At 34.8% G+C, this 16,778-nt stretch carries 13 protein-coding genes; 3 read left to right on the top strand and 10 right to left on the bottom strand.

The genetic code is table 11. The features are described from left to right. The first annotated feature begins 4 nt into the window (after positions 1-4). Both MP478_RS16920 and MP478_RS16915 read left to right on the top strand, forming a co-directional pair. Positions 5-559 (top strand): nucleoside triphosphate pyrophosphatase, encoded by a 555-nt coding sequence (locus tag MP478_RS16920; RefSeq protein ID WP_257201115.1) that lies wholly within the window; start codon positions 5-7, stop codon positions 557-559. An 86-nt stretch (positions 560-645) separates the two neighbouring features. Then, positions 646-3,231: a lipopolysaccharide assembly protein LapB gene (locus MP478_RS16915; protein WP_257201114.1), complete on the top strand. Its 2,586-nt coding sequence runs from the start codon at positions 646-648 to the stop codon at positions 3,229-3,231. Between the two features lie 58 nt (positions 3,232-3,289). Here the strand turns inward: MP478_RS16915 and tsaB are convergent, their stop codons facing one another. From tsaB to rpiB, 7 genes are all read right to left on the bottom strand, one after another. Further along, a complete protein-coding gene (gene tsaB / locus MP478_RS16910) occupies positions 3,290-3,976 on the bottom strand; it encodes a tRNA (adenosine(37)-N6)-threonylcarbamoyltransferase complex dimerization subunit type 1 TsaB (protein WP_257201113.1) in 687 nt (228 codons plus the stop codon). 70 nt (positions 3,977-4,046) lie between these two features. Beyond that, positions 4,047-4,796, bottom strand: coding sequence for an SDR family NAD(P)-dependent oxidoreductase (locus MP478_RS16905; RefSeq protein WP_257201112.1), 750 nt, complete (start codon positions 4,794-4,796; stop codon positions 4,047-4,049). 101 nt (positions 4,797-4,897) lie between these two features. Next, positions 4,898-5,269, bottom strand: coding sequence for a YraN family protein (locus MP478_RS16900; protein WP_257201111.1), 372 nt, complete (start codon positions 5,267-5,269; stop codon positions 4,898-4,900). Positions 5,270-5,296: 27 nt separating this feature from the next. Continuing rightward, positions 5,297-6,226 carry an LD-carboxypeptidase gene (locus MP478_RS16895; RefSeq protein WP_257201110.1) on the bottom strand — a complete coding sequence of 310 codons (930 nt, stop codon included), beginning with the start codon at positions 6,224-6,226 and terminating at the stop codon, positions 5,297-5,299. After that, positions 6,223-6,909: a LysE family translocator gene (locus MP478_RS16890; protein WP_230033116.1), complete on the bottom strand. Its 687-nt coding sequence runs from the start codon at positions 6,907-6,909 to the stop codon at positions 6,223-6,225. Before MP478_RS16890 ends, MP478_RS16895 begins: the two co-directional genes overlap by 4 nt. A gap of 268 nt (positions 6,910-7,177) precedes the next feature. Continuing rightward, positions 7,178-9,328 carry a ribonuclease R gene (gene rnr, locus MP478_RS16885; protein WP_257201109.1) on the bottom strand — a complete coding sequence of 717 codons (2,151 nt, stop codon included), beginning with the start codon at positions 9,326-9,328 and terminating at the stop codon, positions 7,178-7,180. A gap of 334 nt (positions 9,329-9,662) precedes the next feature. Next, positions 9,663-10,097 (bottom strand): ribose 5-phosphate isomerase B, encoded by a 435-nt coding sequence (gene rpiB / locus MP478_RS16880; RefSeq protein ID WP_230033127.1) that lies wholly within the window; start codon positions 10,095-10,097, stop codon positions 9,663-9,665. Between the two features lie 555 nt (positions 10,098-10,652). On the opposite strand from rpiB, the gene pgk reads away from it, so the two are divergent. Then, positions 10,653-11,843, top strand: coding sequence for a phosphoglycerate kinase (gene pgk / locus MP478_RS16875; RefSeq protein WP_257189470.1), 1,191 nt, complete (start codon positions 10,653-10,655; stop codon positions 11,841-11,843). A 1,568-nt stretch (positions 11,844-13,411) separates the two neighbouring features. On the opposite strand, the gene MP478_RS16870 is transcribed toward pgk, so the two are convergent. The 3 genes from MP478_RS16870 to ybeY form a co-directional block, all read right to left on the bottom strand. Beyond that, complete coding sequence (locus MP478_RS16870; RefSeq protein WP_257201108.1) at positions 13,412-14,233, bottom strand: class I SAM-dependent methyltransferase; 822 nt, start codon at positions 14,231-14,233, stop codon at positions 13,412-13,414. A gap of 114 nt (positions 14,234-14,347) precedes the next feature. Next, complete coding sequence (gene mnmG, locus MP478_RS16865) at positions 14,348-16,210, bottom strand: tRNA uridine-5-carboxymethylaminomethyl(34) synthesis enzyme MnmG (RefSeq protein WP_257189468.1); 1,863 nt, start codon at positions 16,208-16,210, stop codon at positions 14,348-14,350. A gap of 147 nt (positions 16,211-16,357) precedes the next feature. Then, the gene (ybeY, locus tag MP478_RS16860; protein ID WP_257201107.1) at positions 16,358-16,777 is read right to left on the bottom strand and encodes an rRNA maturation RNase YbeY; all 420 of its coding nucleotides are present in this window, start codon (positions 16,775-16,777) and stop codon (positions 16,358-16,360) included. Position 16,778 lies beyond the last annotated feature (1 nt).

The raw sequence follows: 16,778 nt of genomic DNA, 5'->3' as shown, positions 1-16,778 counted from the left end.
ATTTATGAAATTACTTTTAGCATCTCAATCCCCGAGAAGAAAGGAACTTCTTTCCAGCCTTGGCTTTGAATTTGAAGTGGTAAAAACCGATTGTGAAGAAATCCTTCCTGACCATATAAAAATAGAGGAAGCCGCGGCTTATTTATCTCTGTTAAAAGCAGATATCTTCAGAAACCTTATCGATGACGAGGTTTTATTAACATCTGACACGGTAGTAGCTATTGACCATCAAATCCTTGGCAAACCGGCCAATGAAGACGATGCCCGGAAGATGCTTCGCCAGCTTTCCGGAAAAACACATCAGGTTTATACGGGAATTACGGTGAAAACCGCTGATAAGTCCATTACAGAGACCGATGTAGCTGATGTAACGTTTGATGAGATTACCGATGAGGAAATAGATTATTATGTTCGGGAATACAAACCTTTTGATAAAGCCGGAAGCTATGGTATTCAGGAATGGCTGGGTATGGCTAAGATTAAAAGTATGACCGGAAGCTTTTATACTATTATGGGGCTACCTACTCATTTGGTTTACAAAATTTTGAACGAAATATAAATATTATTCATTATAAAATTTTATTATTTTTACAAAATCATCAAACTGCTGATAATAAAAAGCAGATTAGCTAGTTATATTGAATAATGAAAAAGAATATATTGTTCCTTTTAGTAATGTGTATCGTTGCTTCATGTGCTACCAAGACAAAAAAGCCAGAGCAGCGGTCTAAGCTATTGAAAGGCTTTTCCACATACTATAACACCCTTTTTAATGCGAAGGATGCATTAAACAGTGAATTTACAACCAGAGATAAGGGACATAAAGATAATTTTTATGCTCCTTATATTCCTATTCTTACTTATGAAGAACAGCCTTTGGGGAGTGATCTGGGCCAGTCTGCAGCATTTGCAGAAAATTCCATGAAAATGGCTGAAGTAGCGAACTCAAAGCCATCGGGAAGAAATAGTTCCGGTACCCCGAATGTCCCGGGAATGCAGGGAAATATGCCTGGTAATACCCAGGATAATCAGGATGACGGTCAAAATAAAGGGGCTACAACTTTGGAAATTGCTGAAGCTAAAGCACTGAAGGCCATCAATAAATATTCAGTGACCAGAAATGGGGAAGAGAAGAATAAACAAATTTTTGAGGCATATATGATCCTGGCGCAATCCAGAATTTATCAAAATAAGCCTTTGGAAGCTCTGGACGCCCTGAATTATGTTTTCACACATATGAAAGATGATAAAAGGCTGCCTTTGGCAAGAATTTATCAGGGATTAGCTTATGACAACATCAAAGATTACCATAGAGCTCATGAAACTTTTGCCAAGCTGAAAGGGGAGAAGCTCAATAAGACCTATGCAAAACTTCTCAGCATTTATTATGCTGAGTCTCTGCTGGATGCCGGGAAGAAAGAAGAGGCTGCCAAGGAGCTGGATGAAGCATTTGAACTGAATGGTAACAGAAAACTTAAGAGCAGAATTTCTTATCTCAGAGGGCAGGTACAGGAAAATCTCGGACAAAATGAAAAGGCAAGAGACAGCTATGCTGCAGCCTATAAATATGCCAATGATTTTGAATTTGAAGTAAAATCTCAGATTGCTATTGCCAAAACATTTAATGGAAAAGGAGACTACAATGGTGCAAAAAATTATTTGGAAAGCATCAGTAAAAAAGGGACTTACGGTTCCCGAAAGAATGAATTTTACTATGCTTTAGGCTTAATGGCCAATAAGGCTGGAAAAAAAGACGAAGCCCAGCAGTTTTTCAGAAAATCCTTATTTGAAAAGGTTTCCGACCCTCAAATCAGAGGTTTAGCGTATTATGAAATAGGGAAGAGTTATCTGGAAAAGAATGACTATATCGGTGCCGGAAGTTACTATGATTCAGCACTTGTTGTAATGACTTATGAGCCTTCCAAGGTGTTGCTGAAAGATCAGTCTGAGTACATTAAAAAAATCTCTAAAAATTACTACCTGATTAAAAAAAATGACAGTATTCTTTCTTTAGCCAAGATGGATGAGGGACAGAAAACCGACTTTTTCTCCAAGTATATTGCTAAGCTAAAAGTTAAAGAAGAAAAAGAAGAGCAGGAGAGAAGACGTGCAGAAAGAAGCAAAGGTTTTGATACCGGAGACTATAATGCCAATTCTATTTTCGCCAATGACGTCAATGCTTTTGAAGACTTTGGAGTTACTACAAAAGGTTTTTATTTCAGTAATACGGGAACTGTAAGCAAAGGAACATCATCCTTTAAACAGGTCTGGGGAGACAGAGCTCTTGCTGATAACTGGCGTTTTTCAAAAAAGATGGTTTCTATTGAAGATATGAAAAATGAAGCTTTAGGAGTATCTGCTGCCCCTAACCCAAGACGTTTTGAACCGGCTTATTATATTGAGCAGATCCCAACAGATCAGGGTAAACTGTCCCAGCTGAAAAAGGACAGAGATACAGCTTCTTTAGGCCTTGGAATTATGTATCAGAATTATTTTACCAATACCCCTTTAGCTACTAAAACGCTGTATGATCTTGTAGATGTAAAGCCCGAAGAAAAAGTAATGCTTCAGGCATTATATGAAATTTTTGCAATGAATTACGAGAAAAATCCTCAGATATCAGACAGGGCGAAACAGATTCTTTTAAAGGATTATCCTTATACTTCATATGCTGAATTTGCAAGAAACCCTAAAAACGTTTCATTTGTAAAATCTACGGAAGATGTTGAGAATGAATATAAAAAGGCATATGCTTTATTTGAATCGGAGAAGTTTGATGACAGTAAGAATGTCATTGACCAGACGATCCAAAAGTTTCCAAAAGATGCTTTAGTGCCTAAACTCTATTTACTCAATGCCTTTAATGCAGGAAAATCCAGTGGAAAAGAGGTAATGATCCTGCAGCTTGAGCAGATAGCACTGAACTATTCTAAAACCCCGGAAGGAGTGAGAGCTAAAGAAATGCTGAATTACCTGAAAAGTGACCTTAGCTTCCAGGCAACGGATAATAAAGGAAATTCTGTTCCTAAGCAGCCCGGAGCCCCCGTTCAACCTAATAACAACTCCGAACCTGTACAGGAGGGGTTACAGAAAGCTGACCTCAACAACAACAATTTAGAGAGCTTAGAGACGGCTCCTTCTACAAAAAAGCCCGGCGGTGACAGCCAGCAAAAAAAGAAAAGAGCAGCACAGCAGCCCACGGAATCCACCATTCCTAAAAGGCCTCAATAAAATAAAAAAGCGAAGATTAACTCTTCGCTTTTTATATGTAATAGCCTATTTTTTATGATCATATAGAATCTGAGGATTTCTTTTTCTTCACTCCGTGGAAATCTTTTAAATAAAAAGGCTCAAAGTAAGCAATATCTTCAAAGTCTTTATGTTCTATTTTTTCTAATGATTTTTTGATAAGATATTGAGCAGAAGGGTAGACATCTTCTCTAAAATCCGCCTGGGGAAGATTTAGAATCTCTTTTGCTTTCTTCGCTCCGTCTCCTACAAATATCACTTTCTTATCTTTAAACTCTTCAAAAGAGGTTTCATCTAAAATCTTAGCTTCTGTATTGCTGAGTTCAATTCCCGTCAGGCCGTCATAAACTGCCGTATAAACCTCCATTCTTCTTGCGTCGACTAATGGCACTACAAAATCATAGTTATGTCCTAAAAAGGGTTCTATCATGCTTTCCATAGAATTTACGGCAACCAATGGGATGTTCAATCCGTAGCAGAATCCTTTTGCCGAAGCCGCGCCAATTCTTAACCCGGTATAAGATCCCGGTCCTTTTCCCAGTGAAACGGCCTCAATATCTTTCAGTGAAATTCCCGCCCCCTCCAATGCCCATTCTACAAATGTGTGCAGGCTTTCAGACTGTTTATAGTTTTCTGAAACTTCTTCGGAAAGGCACAATAGTTTTTCATTGTCTGAAATTGCTACAGAACAGTTTTTAGAAGAGGTTTCAAGATATAAAATTTTCATTTTCTTATTTTAAACTAAACCGCAAAATTGCTTTTTAAATATGCTGCAAATTTACGCCTTTATTTTGAGACTATTTTCTGTAGATGGTTCTTGGTTCTGCCTGAGCACTAGGATAAATGGTCATATCAGAAACAGTAACATGCTTGGGGGCATTTATACAATAAGCGATAGCATCTGCAATATCTTCTGCTTTTAACGGTTCATATCCGGCGTATACCGTTGAAGCTTTTTCACTGTCTCCTTTAAACCTCACTAAAGAAAAATCAGTTTCCACAGCTCCCGGCTGAATATTGGTCACTTTAATTCCAAACTCTGTAAGCTCTAATCTCATGCCTTCAGAAATCACATCCACAGCCTTTTTGGTAGCGCAGTAAACAACTCCATTGGCATAAGTTTGTCTTGCTGCCACAGAACTTATATTGATAATATGACCTAAGTTTTTAGTTTTCATAATTGGGATGATCATTTTAGAAACATAGAGTAATCCCTTTACATTTCCGTCGATCATAGAATCCCAGTCATCAGTCTTACCGGCAGAAAGAGGATCTAAACCATGCGCATTCCCGGCATTATTAATCAGAACATCAATATCTTTCCAATTCTCGGGAAGGGAGTTAACGGCTGCTTCAACTTCTTCAAGGTTTCTAACATCAAATATTAAACTAAATATTTCGGTAAATTCAGATAATTCTGTTTTTAAAGATTCTAATGCTTCATTTCTTCTCCCGCAAATGATTATTCTGTTACCTTGTTTTGCCAAAAGTTGTGCTGTGGATTTTCCTATACCGGAAGTAGCCCCGGTTATTACTATTGTTTTCATACAATTAAAATTTTAATGTAAAAGTGTCCAACTATAATAGTCTTTCAATACTTGATTTTTTGATATTGGATGATTCATTTATATGCTGAAACACGTATTGATCAATTGGCATCCAACGCCTGAAAAGCGTCGATTATATGGTCAATACTTAATTTTTTTTTTTCATCAGGAAGAACTGAAATAATATCAAATCTTACCTCATTCTTTTTATCTGTTTCCTCTAAATAATGGTTAGCTGCAGAGACAATCGACTTTATTTTTGTTTTGGTAACGGCTTCCTGAGGAAGCATAAAAACATCAGTAGACCTTGCTTTTACTTCTACAATAATGATTACATCTTCTTTCTCAGCAATAATATCAATCTCCGCTTTTTGAAAACGAAAATTCCGGTCAAGAATAGTATAGCCGTTTTTCTGAAGATAATCAGCGGCCATGTCTTCTGCTATTTTGCCAAAATCATTATGGTTAGCCATAGTCTGGATTTGAGAATCAGGGATATTTTAGAATTCAATTTTCACTTTAGTCTCAACTTTTATTGTAGCAGTTCCTCCAATTAAAAGAGGTCTGTTGTCTTTAATGTGTCCGTTTGGGAAACCAAAAACTATAGGGAATTTATACTTTGAAAGTCTTTCTGAAATCAGTTGGTAAGCAAATTCATCAAAACTCTCCTCATAACTTTTATTATCTTTTTCATCACCCATATTGGTCATTCCTCCTACAATAAGCCCTTTAATTTTATTAAAAACCCCGGCCAGTTCAAGGCTCATAATCATCCGGTCTAAAGCATAAAAGTTTTCTCCGATATCTTCAATGAATAAAATTTTATCTTTAAATTCAAAGGAATACCGGGTTCCCAAGAGAGCGTAAATCAGCGCTAAATTTCCTCCCACAACTTCACCTTCTATATTCCCTTTTTTATTCAATGAATGTGCACTCAGGCTGTATTTTGGGGCTTTGCCTTTTAAGATATCAAAGATCATATCATAACTTTCTTCCGTTACTCCAAAGCTTGATGTTTTGATCGTCTGCCCGTGAATGGAAACAAATCCTTTCTTCAGCAGGTAACTTTGGATCACCGTATTATCAGAATATCCGATATACCATTTCGGATTTTTGGTGAAGTTTTTCAATTTCAGATGCTGAATCAGATGCTGGCAGCCATAGCCTCCTCTGGAAGCCCATATAGCACCAACTTCTTTATCATTTAAAGCCCAGTTGATATCCTGTATTCTTTCCTGCTCTGTTCCGGCATAATTATACCCATTTGAAAATTTAGTGTAAAGATGTTGTCCTAAAACAGGTTCAAATCCCTTATTTTTAATCATTTTTATTCCCTTTTCCAGCTGGGATACATCTACAGCTCCCGCAGGGGAAATAACAGCTATTTTAGCCCCTTTTTTAAGGGGTTGTGGAAAGATATTTTTTTTCATTCTGTTTTTTGATATTTAACTTCTTTCTTTTCAGCTTCCTCTAACTGTCTGTCAAACTGATTAAACTTTTTAAAACTCTGGAGGAAAATAAAGAAACTGAAAACAATAAGAATTACCCCAACAACTCTTCTGATTTTATTAGCCAGTTTCTGGGTAAGTTTATCGTGAAATTGCTTGGCAAGAAATATTTTGGCCAGATCAATGGAAAGATATGTTGCGAGTACAATGCCTATATATAAAATAAAACTACTGGTGTTAGGATATTGATTTCTCACAGAAATTACCGTTACCAGCCAGAAAAGGATGACTCCTACATTTAAAAGATTAAAGAAAAAACCATTAAAAAAAGTTTTAAAATAATTTTGTCCGATAATTTTTTCCTCTCCGGGCATATGCATTTTGGTTTTGGTAACCAGCATCACAATTCCATACACAAAAATAAGGATAGAAGTTATTCTGTAGAACCCGGGATGTTTATCAATTAAAGTGACAATATCCGAACTGGCATAATATGCCGCAACAATACATAATAGATCCGCACTGATTACTCCCAGATCTAAAGCCAAAGCATGTTTGGGGCCTCTGGAAAAGCTGGTTTCAATTAAGAGGAAAAATATAGGCCCTATAAAAACCAGACTCAGCATGAATCCTAATATAACGGCAGATAGTACAAGTTCAAACATTTAATATGATTTAAAATGAAAAAGATTTTCATTCCGTTTTATACAAAGTTAGACTTTATGATTTAATTATTCAATAAAGTTGTTATATATCAACTCTAATTACGGCAAGTTTAAGACACGCTATTTTTAAGAAAAGAAATTGGAAACAAGAGGGAAAATCTTACTGAAGTCCGGAGAGAAGGGGCAAGAAAAAAATCAACCCTATCTGAAAAATTGTATAAAAAAAGAGGCTGCTCTTGTACAGAACAGCCTCTCCTTTATTATTATTTTAAACGACTTGAAAGTCTAGTTGTTTTTGAATAAGATTGGCTTTCACAACCTTAATGCGAAGTTCATCTCCCAACTGATATCGATTTCCGTTTCTTACTCCATATACAGCATGTGTTTTTGCATCGTATGAATAAGAATCATCCACAAGGTCTCTTAGTTTGATTAATCCTTCAGCACCGTTTTCAGGTATTTCAACCCAGAAACCAAATTCAGCAACTCCGGAAATCACTCCTGTAAATGTTTCTCCAAGGTGTTTTTCCATAAACTTCACCTGCATAAATTTGATAGAATCTCTTTCCGCATCAGCCGCCAATCTTTCCATTGAACTGCAGTGTTTCGCTTTTTCTTCCAGCTCCGGTCTGTTTGGCGATTTTCCTCCATCCAGATAGTGCTGAAGAAGACGGTGAGCAATCAAATCCGGATAACGACGGATAGGAGAGGTGAAGTGGCTGTAATACTCAAAGCCAAGACCATAATGTCCAATAGGATCTGTAGAGTATACCGCCTTAGTCATACTTCTCATAGCCAGCGTTTCAATCATATTTTCTTCGCCTTTTCCTTTGACATCATGAAGTAATTTATTCAAGGATTCTGCTACTTTTTTCGTATTGGCAAGATTCATTGTATACCCGAAAGTAGATACAAAATCTCTCAATGCTTCCAGTTTTGCAGGATCCGGATCATCATGGATCCTGTAAATAAATGTATTGTTGGTGATTTCACCTTTATTTGTCAATGAAACAAATTCAGATACTTTTTTATTGGCTAAAAGCATGAATTCTTCAATCAGGTGATTGGAATCTTTACTTATTTTAAAATAAACTCCAACCGGTTCATTATTTTCATCCAGGTTGAATCTTACTTCACTTCTGTCAAATGTAATAGCTCCATTTCTGATACGCTCATTACGCAGAATCTTTGCAAGTTTATCCAGGGTATTTATCTCTTCTGCCAGATCACCTTCGCCTGTTTCTATACGTTCCTGAGCTTCTTCATAGGTGAATCTCCTGTCTGAATGGATAACCGTTCTTCCAAACCACTGCTTTTGGATTTCCGCCTGATCATTCAATTCAAAAACGGCTGAGAATGTATATTTATCTTCGTTGGGACGAAGGGAACAAACATCATTACTTAATACTTCAGGCAACATCGGAACAACTCTGTCTACTAAATAAACAGAGGTCGCCCTTTTATAAGCTTCATCATCCAGAATAGTTCCCGGAACTACATAATGGGATACATCCGCAATATGAACTCCAATTTCCCAATTTCCATTTTCTAACTTTCTTATGGATAAAGCATCATCAAAGTCTTTAGCATCTTTGGGGTCAATAGTAAAAGTACAGATATCACGCATATCCCAACGCTTTGAAACCTCTTCATCCGTAATACTTCTGTCAATCTTATCTGCATCGGCTTCAACTTCCGGTGCAAATTCATATGGAAGTCCGTATTCTGCAAGAATAGAGTGGATCTCTGTCTCATGTTCTCCAGGAGCACCCAATACCTGAATGATTTCACCTTCAGGATTTTTATCTCCAGGTTTCCATTCGGTCATTTTAACAACAACCTTATCTCCATCCTGGGCATCATTGAATTTTGTTTTCGGGATAAAAATATCGGTATTGATAGATTTTTTATCACAGACTACAAATCCAAAATCTTTATGGGCCACCTTTTGAAAAGTTCCTACAAATTCTGTTCTGTTTCTTTCCAGAACTTCCAATACAGAACCTTCCAGTTTCTTTCCTTTATAATGGTAAGTTATAATAAGAACTTTATCACCCTGCAAAGCATCTTTCACATTTTTGGCATGAACAAAAATATCATCCTCCACACCTTCTACACTTACATAGGCATTTCCACTTTGGTTGAAATCGATAATTCCGGACATTGTTCCTGCAATTTTCAAATTCACAATATATTTACCTTTTTCCACTTCCTGAATCTTTCCCGATGCCTGAAGTTTATGGAGTGCCTGAATGACAAGTTCACGCTGTCTCGGGTTTTTATAATCTATCCCGTCAGCAATCTGTTTATAATTATAAATTTTTGATGCATTAGCATTCATAAAACGAAGGATCAGTCTCCCGATTTCCATCATTTTCAAATCATTTTTATGACTTATATATTTTCCTTTTTTTGGCATTTTAATTTTTTTTAATTGTTCATGGCTTTAATTCAATTAAAACCTTTTTCTAAATTTCCACTATACTTAATATAAAGGTAGTTAATTTTACTATTCAATTTCTTTTAGCCAATCAACAGTAATTTCCTTTTTAAATCAGTTATAACGGGATTTTTAGTTTTGTATAAATTTAATACAAATATGGAGAAGAAAAGAGAAAACCTTTTGCTAAATATCTTTTTATATATCAAAAAAGGTTCCGAAGAATAATAGAATGTAATTTCTATTGAACATTGCAAATGTACGAATAAAAAATAAATAAGGCTTGCAAATGAATTTACAAGCCTCAGTATACTTAGCAAACTGCTATTTTATCAACTCTATTTTGGTGTCTTCCACCTTCAAAATCTGTTGTAAGAAATTTTTCTACGATATCAATAGCCACTTCTTTGGATATAAACCTTGCCGGCATGGATATCATATTAGCATCATTATGCTGTCTTGCCAGTGTTGCAATCTCCGGCATCCAGCAAAGTGCACATCTGATCTTCTGGTGTTTGTTTGCAGTGATCTGAACTCCATTTCCGCTTCCACAGATCAAAATTCCCAATTCATTTTCCCCATTTTCTACAGAAGTGGCTGCAGGATGTACAAAGTCCGGATAATCCACACTGTTTGTGGAAAACGTGCCAAAATCCTGAACTTCAAATCGTTCTGAGAGATAGTTCTTAACAATCTCCTTATATTCATAGCCTGCATGGTCTGCTGCAATAGCAATTTTTCTTTTCATAGTACTTGTATTAAGCTTTATTAGATTCTATTTCCTTACAAAGGTAAGAATAATAACAAATAGTGTTAGTAAACCGGGGATTAATTGTGAAAAGGTATGTTAATAAGTGTGGAAAACTTTCATCAACTTTCTATTTTTAAAGATGAATTTATTTCGTAATAGAAAACCTTTCCGGAAATTTCAACCACAACTTTCCGATTGTTTTCTTCAGTTAATCCAAACTTTTTCCATAAAAAAATTACTAATAATTGATATTTACCAAAGTTATCAACATCTGTTAATAAGTACCAGAATAAGCAGGTTTACAATGATTTATAATGTGAATTAAATATGAATTTAACAAAAGCTATTTGTTATAAACTTTTAGCCTAAAACTTATCCCCGAAACTAACAACACTCAACAACAACTACATTATTCTTTTCTTTATAAGAGAAAAAATTGTTGATTAGTGAGTGAATGGGGATGGGGAAAGTTTTTGAAAACTTTTATTTCAATGGATCTGTTGAAAACAGTTTAAAACCTTACATTTGTGAAACGAAAATTCAACGATATTTATGAAAACAATCAATGATTTCAATTTTAAAGATAAGAAGGCACTGGTAAGAGTGGATTTCAATGTTCCACAGGATGACCAGCTTCAGGTAACAGATAACACAAGAATTGTTGCGGTGAAACCGACAGTAGAGAAGATTCTTAACGATGGCGGATCTGTCATCTTGATCACACATCTTGGAAGACCTAAAGGAGAGGTGAAAGATGAGTTTTCTCTGAAGCATATTGTAGGTGAAATTTCCAATGTTCTTGGGCAGGAAGTTAAATTTGTTGATGAATCTATTGGTGAGAAAGCAGAAAAAGCAGCTTCAGAATTGAGACCTGGGGAGATCTTATTATTAGAAAATGTACGTTTTCATAATGAAGAGGAAAAAGGGGATGAAGGTTTTGCTGAGCAACTTTCAAAATTAGGGGATGCTTTTGTAAATGATGCTTTTGGAACGGCACATAGAGCTCATGCTTCTACTGCTGTAATTGCAAAATTCTTTCCTTCTACTAAATTTTTCGGTTTGTTAATGGCTAATGAGCTTAAAGCAATTGATAAGGTATTAAAAAATGGTGAGAGACCTGTAACTGCTATTTTAGGAGGTTCTAAAGTTTCAACTAAAATCACCATTATAGAAAATATTCTTCCTGCAGTAGATAATTTGATTATCGGTGGAGGTATGGCATTTACTTTTATTAAAGCTCTTGGAGGAAAAATAGGTAATTCTTTAGTAGAAGAAGATAAGCTTCCATTGGCTTTAGAAATTTTAGGTAAAGCAAAAGAACATAAGGTAAAAGTGTATCTTCCTTCGGATGCTATTATCGCTGAGAGTTTTAGCAATGATGCTGAAAGAAAGGAAGCTGATATTTATGCTATTCCGGAAGGATGGATGGGACTTGATGCAGGCCATAAATCAAGAGATCAGTTTAATGATGTACTTTTAAATTCAAGAACTATTCTTTGGAACGGTCCAATTGGAGTTTTTGAAATGTCAAACTTTGCCGGAGGAACTATTGCACTTGGTGACAGTATTGCTGAAGCAACAAGACTTGGTGCTTTTTCTTTAGTTGGGGGAGGTGACAGTGTTGCTTTTGTTAAACAATTCGGATACGGTGAGAAAGTAAGCTATGTTTCTACCGGTGGTGGAGCAATGCTTGAAAGTCTTGAAGGTCTTGAGCTTCCAGGCGTAGCTGCAATTAACAATTAATTTAAGTTTTAAAATACTAAACCTGCTAATTCTATTAGCAGGTTTTTTTGGGTCCGAATTATTTTTTTGGCTCTATAATTTTAGGATGTAGTGCTATTTTTATGAGCAAAGAAAGACTAGAATAACAATTTATTTAACGTGTTTTTAGTACAAATGAGCTTGTAAAAAATCTTAATGCTTGTTATATTTTTTACGTTATTTCTATGTATGAAGATTCATTTTTATGATTATGTTAATACCTAATTGAATTGATTGGATATTAAATATATATTGAATGTTGTTATAATTAGTGATTATAATAAAATATATAGTAAATAAACTGTTGTCCAGTGAGTATATTTGTTTGAATATTCTGCTTAAAAGCTATATTTTTTCAATGTTTGCTTTATTCTTATCAAAGCTTTTTTGCATGGATTGACTAATAGATATTACTTATAGTTATAATAAAAAGTTATAACTTAAAATGAATATTTTGCCTTATTCTACATGCTTTTTTAAGCAAATTATGTTTGTGTTATGTTATTTTTTTCTGGCTATATTTTTATTTGCGTCAATTTTTGACGGCAGCGGGAGATACATTTTTAGTACCAAATTGAAATAGTATGATGTATATAAATGAATTTTTTACAGTAGGAAATTCTGCTCATAATGATAATCTCGGTTAGTTTATTGATAACTTTAGTGGAGAGTGTCACCTTTCAAAAAGTAAGCAGATGGATTGATGAACTTTCTTACTTCCGATTGATAGTAGAGTGTTAAAAGATGAAATTACTTATCGTTCAGAGGAAATGATAATTCATGGGAGTAATTCTTTATTCTCCAGTAACAAGTTTACAATTATACGAGAATGAATTTTGTAGCTGAGTTCAAAAAGAAAAAAGAAATATCACCAATATTTCAATTTCTGATAAAATTGGTGAGGTATTAAGAATACTATTTTCAATCGAGTACTATGATGTTCTGTATATTTCTAATTAACCTAAAGTTGAATGTACTCCTTTATCTGTATTTTTAGCGGATCCATAAGCTCAATATGTTTTATTGGTAAAAATACCTTTGCCTGTTGTCAATGGAGGATCATTAGTTTTAATCAGCCTTGTACTTTTCAATAATTAGAAGAGAGTAGGGGTGTATACTATTCAGCCGATGTATTAGGTTCCTGAACTTTTCATACTTTTGTGCGGGTGGTATTTCAGATGTGAAATTTAACGTGGGCAGCACAACAATTTTTATTATTCAAGGAAATGTAAATTTTATAAGTAATTGGATTGTTAATCCTATAAAATATGATAGGTATCTTTCGGCCTTTTTTTGAATAGAGAGGTAAGTATCTTTTTTTAGATCATTTAAGGAAAACTTGAATATTTATGAAATTAAAAGTAGAGTGAAGAATTTTTAAAAATCTTACGGTATGAAATTTTTTATCTCTTTTGAACTAAAAATTGAAAATCATAATATAAACTGATATTGGTATAAATTGAAAAACTCAGGGAATTTTCCTGAGTTTTTTATTTTTTAGGTAAAAATGCTTAAAATCGACCTTCATAAATGGCTTAAAAATCGATTTTCTACTTTTTTTCGATAATGTATATCAAACTTGAAAATTCATTCGAAAAAAAGGCTTTTACGTTCGAAATCGTTCCGTAGATCGTTGCTTTTAGCCAAAAAAGCGACGATTTTTTGTATTTTTCGCTTAGCATGGAGATATAATATGAATCCAGGACGAGTGGTTTTATTTTTCTCATTTTCCAATCTGATTTCTTTGAAATTAAATTTTCCATTCCATTTTTTGAAAAATGATAGATATGTCTTGGTACATCATAAGCTGCCCAATATTCTTTATAATGTTTTGCATCATAAGAAGTAGGGTTGGGAACGGCAATTATTAAAAGACCTTTTTCTTTTAATTTCCCGTGAAATATATCCAGCATTTCATCTTGGTTCTCTATATGCTCAAATACATGCCATAATGTAATTGCATCCAGGCTTCGATCTTCAATTGTATGGATATCGTCCAAAATTTTGGCTTTGGTTATTTTACTTTCTACTGCTTTTCTTGCATCAGCATCAGGCTCGAAACCGAAAGTTTCAAAATCATTTTCTACATACTTTACAAATTCTCCGGCACCGCATCCGTAATCCAATATTTTCGATCCTTTTTTGATTCTATCAACGAGGATGTTTTTTTTATACTGAAGATTAAAAGACTGAAGAAATTTATATAATTTTTCTTTCAGACTTCCGGAATCCTGATGATGGGAGATATAATCTTCGCTTTCATAATATTTGGAAATATGGGATGGAATAGGGGTGGTTTTAAATACTCCCTTGGTTTGTGTTTCTTTAATTTCAAATATTTCCTGTGAAAGAAAATGATCTTTTATTTTCATTGAAGTCGTTATCTTTATATTTGAAAATTAAGATATCTAAAAGCTGAAATACGCTCTTAAATACCTTAATTTAGCTTTAACTTTTTAAATGTTTCACGTGAAACATTTATTTTTTTAACGTCCTAAATACACCAGTAAAACGTTTATATCGGATGGAGATACTCCGCTTATTCTTCCAGCTTGCGCTATAGTCTTAGGGCGGACGTTGGTCATCTTCTGTTTGGCTTCTGTAGAAAGGCTGGATAGCTTTGAATAATCAAAATCTTCAGGGATTTTAATGTTTTCCAATCGGTTTAGCTTTGCCACATTCTCCTTTTCTTTTTCTATATATCCTTTGTATTTGATATTGATCTCCGCCTGTTCTCTTACTTCGTCGCTATATTGAGAAGAGAATTCCTTGATGGCTTCAATTTCATCCATTTTATGTAGCGTCATATTCGGTCTTGTAAGGATCTGAGCTGCTCTGTAAGCCTGATCTACAGGATTACTTTCTATAGATTCCAGAATAGGGTTGATCATTCCTGGTTTTAAAGAAGTTTCTCGTAAAAATCCTTCAAGTGATTGACTGTCAGTAATTTTAGCTTCTACTTTCTTTAATCTTTCTTCTTTTGCCAGTCCTAATTGATATGCTTTTTCTGTCAATCTGATATCTGCATTGTCCTGTCTCAAAAGAAGTCTGTACTCGGCACGTGAAGTAAACATTCTGTATGGTTCTTCAGTTCCTTTTGTAATCAGATCATCTATTAATACTCCAATATAAGCTTCATCTCTGTTAAGGATGAATTCATCTTTTTCGTGAACTTTATTGTGTGCATTAATACCTGCCATTAAACCTTGACCTGCTGCCTCTTCATATCCTGTAGTACCATTGATCTGTCCTGCGAAATATAAATTATCAATTAATTTTGTTTCTAAAGTATGTTTCAATTGGGTAGGAGGGAAGTAGTCATATTCAATAGCATAACCCGGACGGAATACTTTTACGTTTTCGAATCCTGGAATATGTTTCATCGCTTTAATCTGTACATCTTCAGGAAGGGAAGAGCTGAATCCATTTACATAGATTTCTACTGTTTTCCATCCTTCAGGTTCTACAAAAAGCTGATGTCTGTTTCTTTCTGCAAAACGGTTGATTTTATCTTCAATACTTGGACAGTATCTTGGACCTAAACTTTGAATCGTACCATTGAACATTGGGCTCCTGTCAAAACCTTCACGCAAAATATCATGTACTGTTTCGTTGGTATATACAATATGACAGCTTAGTTGTTTTGTTAATTTTGGGGTATCAAGATAGCTGAATTTTTGAGGATTTTCATCTCCTTTCTGTTCTTCCATTTTGGAATAATCCAAACTTCTTCCATCTACTCTCGGTGGAGTACCGGTCTTCATTCTTCCTGCTTCAAATCCTAAAGAGACGAGTTGTTCGGTAATACCAAATGCTCTCGGTTCTCCCATTCTTCCTCCGCCTAATTGTTTATCACCAACGTGAATTAATCCGTTAAGAAATGTTCCGTTTGTTAAGACTACAGATTTTCCTTTTACTTCTATTCCTAAGGAAGTAATCACTCCCGTTACTTTATTGTTTTCTACAATAAGTTGTTTTACCATATCCTGAAAGAAATCAAGATTTGGAGTATTCTCTAATGCTAACCGCCATTCTTCTGCGAAAAGCATTCTGTCATTTTGGGTTCTTGGAGACCACATTGCGGGACCCTTTGAAAGATTCAGCATTTTAAATTGGATAGCTGATTTATCTGCTACAATTCCGGAGTATCCTCCCATTGCATCAATCTCTCTTACGATCTGTCCTTTTGCGATTCCACCCATTGCCGGGTTGCAACTCATCTGTCCGATGGTCTGCATATTCATAGTAACGAGTAGGGTCTTTGAACCCAGGTTCGCGGCAGCAGCTGCAGCTTCACAACCTGCATGTCCGGCACCTACTACTATTACATCATATATTTCTGAAATCATTTTTATCTCGCTTATTTTAAGCTTTACACTTTGTTCTTATTACCAATGTTTCACGTGAAACATTTTTGAAGAATGCACTCTAGGTAAATTTATATTACAGCTAGAATAGAGCACTTTAGATATATAGCTTTAAGTAATTCTTTAATTTTAATTCTTTAAATCCTTATATCTGGATAAGTAAAGATCTTCCATTCTCCGCATCTCTTTTTCCTCTTCCTCAGTCTTATCTTTATATCCTGAAAGATGAAGAATGCCATGGGCCAGAACCCTTCTTACTTCTTCTTCATAATCTCGGCATAGGGTAGAGGAGTTTTCGGAAATGCGCTGCAAAGATACGAAAATCTCTCCGCTTATTGTTTTCCCTTTTACATAATCAAAAGTGATGATATCTGTATAATAATCATGTTGCAAATAGTCCTGATTGATCTTGAGAAGATATTCATCATCACAAAAAATGTAATTGATTTCTCCCTGTTTTTTTCCTTCTGAAAGAATAATATCTTCCAGCCATTGTTTGTAATCTGTACTTACGCTTTCCGGTAAGTTTTCGTAAAAGAATTGTATCATT

The organism is Chryseobacterium sp. WG14, assembly GCF_024586945.1.
Taxonomy (GTDB): domain Bacteria; phylum Bacteroidota; class Bacteroidia; order Flavobacteriales; family Weeksellaceae; genus Chryseobacterium.
Note: the sequence above shows the minus strand (reverse complement) of the source record. Positions and strands in the feature narration are given on the sequence as shown.

What these genes read in the sequence shown, in the direction of transcription:
- MP478_RS16920 (WP_257201115.1), top strand. Translation starts at nt 5, where the DNA reads ATGAAATTACTTTTAGCATCTCAATCCCCGAGAAGAAAGGAACTTCTT.
- MP478_RS16915 (WP_257201114.1), top strand. Translation starts at nt 646, where the DNA reads ATGAAAAAGAATATATTGTTCCTTTTAGTAATGTGTATCGTTGCTTCA.
- tsaB (WP_257201113.1), bottom strand. Translation starts at nt 3,976, where the DNA reads ATGAAAATTTTATATCTTGAAACCTCTTCTAAAAACTGTTCTGTAGCA.
- MP478_RS16905 (WP_257201112.1), bottom strand. Translation starts at nt 4,796, where the DNA reads ATGAAAACAATAGTAATAACCGGGGCTACTTCCGGTATAGGAAAATCC.
- MP478_RS16900 (WP_257201111.1), bottom strand. Translation starts at nt 5,269, where the DNA reads ATGGCTAACCATAATGATTTTGGCAAAATAGCAGAAGACATGGCCGCT.
- MP478_RS16895 (WP_257201110.1), bottom strand. Translation starts at nt 6,226, where the DNA reads ATGAAAAAAAATATCTTTCCACAACCCCTTAAAAAAGGGGCTAAAATA.
- MP478_RS16890 (WP_230033116.1), bottom strand. Translation starts at nt 6,909, where the DNA reads ATGTTTGAACTTGTACTATCTGCCGTTATATTAGGATTCATGCTGAGT.
- rnr (WP_257201109.1), bottom strand. Translation starts at nt 9,328, where the DNA reads ATGCCAAAAAAAGGAAAATATATAAGTCATAAAAATGATTTGAAAATG.
- rpiB (WP_230033127.1), bottom strand. Translation starts at nt 10,097, where the DNA reads ATGAAAAGAAAAATTGCTATTGCAGCAGACCATGCAGGCTATGAATAT.
- pgk (WP_257189470.1), top strand. Translation starts at nt 10,653, where the DNA reads ATGAAAACAATCAATGATTTCAATTTTAAAGATAAGAAGGCACTGGTA.
- MP478_RS16870 (WP_257201108.1), bottom strand. Translation starts at nt 14,233, where the DNA reads ATGAAAATAAAAGATCATTTTCTTTCACAGGAAATATTTGAAATTAAA.
- mnmG (WP_257189468.1), bottom strand. Translation starts at nt 16,210, where the DNA reads ATGATTTCAGAAATATATGATGTAATAGTAGTAGGTGCCGGACATGCA.
- ybeY (WP_257201107.1), bottom strand. Translation starts at nt 16,777, where the DNA reads ATGATACAATTCTTTTACGAAAACTTACCGGAAAGCGTAAGTACAGAT.